Source organism: Streptococcus sp. HMSC071D03 (assembly GCF_001812125.1).
Taxonomy (GTDB): domain Bacteria; phylum Bacillota; class Bacilli; order Lactobacillales; family Streptococcaceae; genus Streptococcus; species Streptococcus pseudopneumoniae_N.
The window spans coordinates 1-5,166 of sequence record NZ_KV807687.1 but is presented as its reverse complement, the minus strand read 5'-3'; the positions used below and the strand labels follow the sequence as shown (position 1 = coordinate 5,166).

Below are 5,166 nucleotides of genomic sequence, written 5' to 3'. Positions count from 1 at the left end.
AGCTAAGCGACTTCCTTATCTCACAGGGGGCAACCCCCAACTACTTCCGGCGTTCTAGGGCTTAACTTCTGTGTTCGGCATGGGTACAGGTGTATCTCCTAGGCTATCGTCACTTAACTTTGAGTAATACATACTCAAAATTGAATATCTTTCAAATTTCACTTTAAAATAATCACGCTTCGTATTCTCAGTTACTTTGGATAAGTCCTCGAGCTATTAGTATTAGTCCGCTACATGTGTCGCCACACTTCCACTTCTAACCTATCTACCTGATCATCTCTCAGGGCTCTTACTGATATAAAATCATGGGAAATCTCATCTTGAGGTGGGTTTCACACTTAGATGCTTTCAGCGTTTATCCCTTCCCTACATAGCTACCCAGCGATGCCTTTGGCAAGACAACTGGTACACCAGCGGTAAGTCCACTCTGGTCCTCTCGTACTAGGAGCAGATCCTCTCAAATTTCCTACGCCCGCGACGGATAGGGACCGAACTGTCTCACGACGTTCTGAACCCAGCTCGCGTGCCGCTTTAATGGGCGAACAGCCCAACCCTTGGGACCGACTACAGCCCCAGGATGCGACGAGCCGACATCGAGGTGCCAAACCTCCCCGTCGATGTGAACTCTTGGGGGAGATAAGCCTGTTATCCCCAGGGTAGCTTTTATCCGTTGAGCGATGGCCCTTCCATACGGAACCACCGGATCACTAAGCCCGACTTTCGTCCCTGCTCGAGTTGTAGCTCTCGCAGTCAAGCTCCCTTATACCTTTACACTCTGCGAATGATTTCCAACCATTCTGAGGGAACCTTTGGGCGCCTCCGTTACCTTTTAGGAGGCGACCGCCCCAGTCAAACTGCCCGTCAGACACTGTCTCCGATAGGGATCACCTATCTGGGTTAGAGTGGCCATAACACAAGGGTAGTATCCCAACAACGTCTCCTTCGAAACTGGCGTCCCGATCTCTTAGACTCCTACCTATCCTGTACATGTGGTACAGACACTCAATATCAAACTGCAGTAAAGCTCCATGGGGTCTTTCCGTCCTGTCGCGGGTAACCTGCATCTTCACAGGTACTAAAATTTCACCGAGTCTCTCGTTGAGACAGTGCCCAAATCATTACGCCTTTCGTGCGGGTCGGAACTTACCCGACAAGGAATTTCGCTACCTTAGGACCGTTATAGTTACGGCCGCCGTTTACTGGGGCTTCAATTCATACCTTCGCTTACGCTAAGCACTCCTCTTAACCTTCCAGCACCGGGCAGGCGTCACCCCCTATACATCATCTTACGATTTAGCAGAGAGCTGTGTTTTTGATAAACAGTTGCTTGGGCCTATTCACTGCGGCTGACCTAAGTCAGCACCCCTTCTCCCGAAGTTACGGGGTCATTTTGCCGAGTTCCTTAACGAGAGTTCTCTCGATCACCTGAGGCTACTCGCCTCGACTACCTGTGTCGGTTTGCGGTACGGGTAGAGTATGTTTAAACGCTAGAAGCTTTTCTTGGCAGTGTGACGTCACTAACTTCGCTACTAAACTTCGCTCCCCATCACAGCTCAATGTTATAGATATAAGCATTTGACTCATATCACACCTCACTGCTTAGACAGACACTTCCAATCGTCTGCTTTAGTTAGCCTACTGCGTCCCTCCATCACTACATACTCTAGTACAGGAATATCAACCTGTTGTCCATCGGATACACCTTTCGGTCTCTCCTTAGGTCCCGACTAACCCAGGGCGGACGAGCCTTCCCCTGGAAACCTTAGTCTTACGGTGGACAGGATTCTCACCTGTCTTTCGCTACTCATACCGGCATTCTCACTTCTATGCGTTCCAGCACTCCTCACGGTACACCTTCTTCACACATAGAACGCTCTCCTACCATACCTATAAAGGTATCCACAGCTTCGGTAAATTGTTTTAGCCCCGGTACATTTTCGGCGCAGGGTCACTCGACTAGTGAGCTATTACGCACTCTTTGAATGAATAGCTGCTTCTAAGCTAACATCCTAGTTGTCTGTGCAACCCCACATCCTTTTCCACTTAACAATTATTTTGGGACCTTAGCTGGTGGTCTGGGCTGTTTCCCTTTCGACTACGGATCTTAGCACTCGCAGTCTGACTGCCGACCATAATTCATTGGCATTCGGAGTTTATCTGAGATTGGTAATCCGGGATGGACCCCTCACCCAAACAGTGCTCTACCTCCAAGAATCTCTAATGTCGACGCTAGCCCTAAAGCTATTTCGGAGAGAACCAGCTATCTCCAAGTTCGTTTGGAATTTCTCCGCTACCCACAAGTCATCCAAGCACTTTTCAACGTGCCCTGGTTCGGTCCTCCAGTGCGTCTTACCGCACCTTCAACCTGCTCATGGGTAGGTCACATGGTTTCGGGTCTACGACATAATACTAAAGCGCCCTATTCAGACTCGGTTTCCCTGCGGCTCCGTCTCTTCAACTTAACCTCGCATCATATCGTAACTCGCCGGTTCATTCTACAAAAGGCACGCTCTCACCCATTAACGGGCTCGAACTTGTTGTAGGCACACGGTTTCAGGTTCTATTTCACTCCCCTCCCGGGGTGCTTTTCACCTTTCCCTCACGGTACTGGTTCACTATCGGTCACTAGGGAGTATTTAGGGTTGGGAGATGGTCCTCCCAGATTCCGACGGGATTTCGCGTGTCCCGCCGTACTCAGGATTCTGCTAGGTACAAAGACTATTTTAAATACGAGGCTATCACTCTCTTTGGCTGATCTTCCCAAATCATTCTTCTATAATCTTTGAGTCCACATTGCAGTCCTACAACCCCGAAGAGTAAACTCTTCGGTTTGCCCTCCTGCCGTTTCGCTCGCCGCTACTAAGGCAATCGCTTTTGCTTTCTCTTCCTGCAGCTACTTAGATGTTTCAGTTCACTGCGTCTTCCTCCTCACATCCTTAACAGATGCGGGTAACAGGCATTACCTGTTGGGTTCCCCCATTCGGAAATCCCTGGATCATCGCTTACTTACAGCTACCCAAGGCATATCGTCGTTTGTCACGTCCTTCTTCGGCTCCTAGTGCCAAGGCATCCACCGTGCGCCCTTATTAACTTAACCTTATTTTTTGACCTTTCAGTCATAAACTCTTATTAATACTACAGCGTTTTCGGTTTATTTTCTTGTTACTATTTGATATAGATATTCAATTTTCAATGTGCATTACTTGGTGATCTCTCACCAATGGAGCCTAGCGGGATCGAACCGCTGACCTCCTGCGTGCAAAGCAGGCGCTCTCCCAGCTGAGCTAAGGCCCCACAAGACCTCTCAAGACTAAACAAGACCAATGTGCATTCCTTATCCTTAGAAAGGAGGTGATCCAGCCGCACCTTCCGATACGGCTACCTTGTTACGACTTCACCCCAATCATCTATCCCACCTTAGGCGGCTGGCTCCTAAAAGGTTACCTCACCGACTTCGGGTGTTACAAACTCTCGTGGTGTGACGGGCGGTGTGTACAAGGCCCGGGAACGTATTCACCGCGGCGTGCTGATCCGCGATTACTAGCGATTCCGACTTCATGTAGGCGAGTTGCAGCCTACAATCCGAACTGAGACTGGCTTTAAGAGATTAGCTTGCCGTCACCGACTTGCGACTCGTTGTACCAGCCATTGTAGCACGTGTGTAGCCCAGGTCATAAGGGGCATGATGATTTGACGTCATCCCCACCTTCCTCCGGTTTATTACCGGCAGTCTCGCTAGAGTGCCCAACTGAATGATGGCAACTAACAATAGGGGTTGCGCTCGTTGCGGGACTTAACCCAACATCTCACGACACGAGCTGACGACAACCATGCACCACCTGTCACCTCTGTCCCGAAGGAAATCTCTATCTCTAGAGAGGTCAGAGGGATGTCAAGACCTGGTAAGGTTCTTCGCGTTGCTTCGAATTAAACCACATGCTCCACCGCTTGTGCGGGCCCCCGTCAATTCCTTTGAGTTTCAACCTTGCGGTCGTACTCCCCAGGCGGAGTGCTTAATGCGTTAGCTGCGGCACTAAACCCCGGAAAGGGTCTAACACCTAGCACTCATCGTTTACGGCGTGGACTACCAGGGTATCTAATCCTGTTTGCTCCCCACGCTTTCGAGCCTCAGCGTCAGTTACAAGCCAGAGAGCCGCTTTCGCCACCGGTGTTCCTCCATATATCTACGCATTTCACCGCTACACATGGAATTCCACTCTCCCCTCTTGCACTCAAGTTAAACAGTTTCCAAAGCGTACTATGGTTAAGCCACAGCCTTTAACTTCAGACTTATCTAACCGCCTGCGCTCGCTTTACGCCCAATAAATCCGGACAACGCTCGGGACCTACGTATTACCGCGGCTGCTGGCACGTAGTTAGCCGTCCCTTTCTGGTAAGATACCGTCACAGTGTGAACTTTCCACTCTCACACTCGTTCTTCTCTTACAACAGAGCTTTACGATCCGAAAACCTTCTTCACTCACGCGGCGTTGCTCGGTCAGACTTCCGTCCATTGCCGAAGATTCCCTACTGCTGCCTCCCGTAGGAGTCTGGGCCGTGTCTCAGTCCCAGTGTGGCCGATCACCCTCTCAGGTCGGCTATGTATCGTCGCCTTGGTGAGCCGTTACCTCACCAACTAGCTAATACAACGCAGGTCCATCTGGTAGTGATGCAATTGCACCTTTCAAGCAGATATCATGCAATATCTACTGTTATGCGGTATTAGCTATCGTTTCCAATAGTTATCCCCCGCTACCAGGCAGGTTACCTACGCGTTACTCACCCGTTCGCAACTCATCCAGAAGAGCAAGCTCCTCCTTCAGCGTTCTACTTGCATGTATTAGGCACGCCGCCAGCGTTCGTCCTGAGCCAGGATCAAACTCTCATTAAAAGTTTGAGTTCTCACTCATTTCTGTCACTGACAGATTTATTGTTTTTTCATTGTTCAGTACTACAACTTCAGTTGTAGTGCCCTGCACATTGGTTCGTCTTGTTCAGTTTTCAAAGGTCTTTGTCACTCAATCTCTCTCAAGCGACAACTATATTAGTATATCACAGTCGCTTTCGCTTGTCAACACTTTTTTGAAACTTTTTTTAATTTTTTTCATCTAGTGTTTCATCTGCAACATACCATAGTCCGTACGGGATTCGAACCCGTGTTACCGC

At 49.4% G+C, this 5,166-nt stretch carries 1 tRNA gene and 3 rRNA genes; all 4 read right to left on the bottom strand.

Annotated elements, in window-relative coordinates:
• Position 1: 1 nt before the first annotated feature.
• The 4 genes from rrf to HMPREF2837_RS00260 all read right to left on the bottom strand — a co-directional run bounded on the left by rrf (position 2) and on the right by HMPREF2837_RS00260 (position 4,891).
• Positions 2 to 117, bottom strand: a 5S ribosomal RNA gene (rrf, locus tag HMPREF2837_RS00275).
• A 79-nt stretch (positions 118 to 196) separates the two neighbouring features.
• Positions 197 to 3,097 (bottom strand): 23S ribosomal RNA (locus tag HMPREF2837_RS00270).
• 124 nt (positions 3,098 to 3,221) lie between these two features.
• Positions 3,222 to 3,294: transfer RNA gene (locus tag HMPREF2837_RS00265), tRNA-Ala, on the bottom strand.
• 50 nt (positions 3,295 to 3,344) lie between these two features.
• Positions 3,345 to 4,891: ribosomal RNA gene (locus HMPREF2837_RS00260) — 16S ribosomal RNA — on the bottom strand.
• The 16S, 23S and 5S rRNA genes sit together here with 1 tRNA gene alongside, the layout of an rRNA operon.
• Between the last annotated feature and the right edge of the window lie 275 nt (positions 4,892 to 5,166).